This window comes from Rhodococcus sp. FH8 (genome assembly GCF_019266085.1).
In the GTDB taxonomy this organism is placed as follows: domain Bacteria; phylum Actinomycetota; class Actinomycetes; order Mycobacteriales; family Mycobacteriaceae; genus Rhodococcus_F; species Rhodococcus_F qingshengii.
The window spans coordinates 1-1618 of record NZ_LPNQ01000017.1; the positions used below are offsets into that span (position 1 = coordinate 1).

A 1618-nucleotide genomic window follows, 5' to 3' on the forward strand; every position below is an offset into this window, starting at 1 on the left:
CCAACGACTCCGGACCACAACCCTGAGCAATCAACCTGCGCGCCAAACGATTAGCCCGCACCGACAACTCACCATACGACAACGACTCGCCACCGAACCGCACCGCAACCCGATCACCAAACCGCGCAGCAGCATCATCGAACCACGCCGACAACGTCGAATCCACACCACTGTCGACACCCGTGTCGCTCCATGACAGAACGCGATCCAACTCACCGGCGGTCATAACATCCACGTCGCCAACGGCAGCGGCCGGATTCGCGACAACGCCACGGAGGACGGACACGAACCGATCAGCGAACTCGGCCGCTGTCGACGCGTCGAACAGATCCGTCGCGTAGGTCAGGGTGCCGGACATACCGGCGTCAGCGGCGTCTTCAAGTGTGAATTGCAGATCGAACTTGGCCAGTGCTGCGTCGAATTCCACAGCAGCGGCGGTGAGTCCGGGCAGTTCGAGAGCACTCTGTCCAAGGTTCTGGAACGTCAACGCCACCTGGAACAACGGATGACGAGCCTGCGAACGAACCGGATCGAGAACCTCCACCACACGCTCGAACGGAACATCCGCATGCGCGAACGCCTGCAAATCCACCTGACGCGCCGACGCCAACAACTCGGCAAACGACATCGACGGATCAACCTCGGTACGCAGCACCAAGGTATTGACGAACATACCGATCACGTCATCGAGCTCGGCTTCACCACGACCCGCGATCGGGGCACCGATCGCAATGTCGGTCGTCGCGGACAGTCGTGCCAACAGCACCGCCAGAGCCGAGTGAACAACCATGAACGGAGTTGCGTTCGTTGCCTTGGCCAGTTCGTCCAGCTCAGACCACAGCTGCGGTTCGATGGTGAAACTGTGATTGGCGCCGCGCCCTGAAGCAATCTCGGGACGCGGACGATCACCAGGCAGATCCAACTGCTCCGGAAGATCAGCCAACGCATCCGACCAGAACACAATCTGCTTCGCGATCATGGACTGCGGATCGTCCTCGGACCCGAGAACCTCACGCTGCCACAACGAATAGTCGGCGTACTGCACCGGCAACGGCGTCCAGGTCGGAGCCTGGCCGTTGGTTCGGGCGTAGTAGGCGGTCATGACGTCGCGGGTCAACGGGCCCATCGAGAAGCCGTCGGTCGAGATGTGATGCATCACGAACGACAACACGAAGTCGTCATCGGCGACCTGAAAAAGCTTGGCGCGCAACGGAACCTCGACAGTGACATCGAAGCCCTGGGCGAAGAACGAATACAGCTCCGCCTGGATTCGGTCGTCTGTGACGCGTTCTGCGCCGAGATCGATCGAGACATCTTCTACCGAGCAGATCTTCTGGTAGCCGACGCCGTCGACCTCGGGGTAGACCGTGCGCAGAACCTCGTGGCGGCCGATAACGTCGTGAACTGCAGAATTCAGGGCCGCCAGATCGAGCGCACCCGTGAGCCGAACGGCAACAGGGACATTGTTGACAGCAGAATCGGTGTCGAATCGGTTGAGGAACCACATGCGCTGCTGCGCCAACGACAACGGAACCCGAACCGGACGCACCTGCGCAGTCAACGCCGCACGTGAACCGCCACCGACATGAGAACCCAAACGAGCAGCCAACGCCTCCAC

General features: G+C 60.8%; 1 protein-coding gene. It reads right to left on the reverse strand.

Translation table 11 applies throughout. The annotated features are described in order from the left end of the window. Nucleotides 1–1609: condensation domain-containing protein (locus ATN38_RS00110; protein WP_256931485.1), on the reverse strand; the 1609-nt coding region annotated here is incomplete at its 3' end. Between the last annotated feature and the right edge of the window lie 9 nt (nt 1610–1618).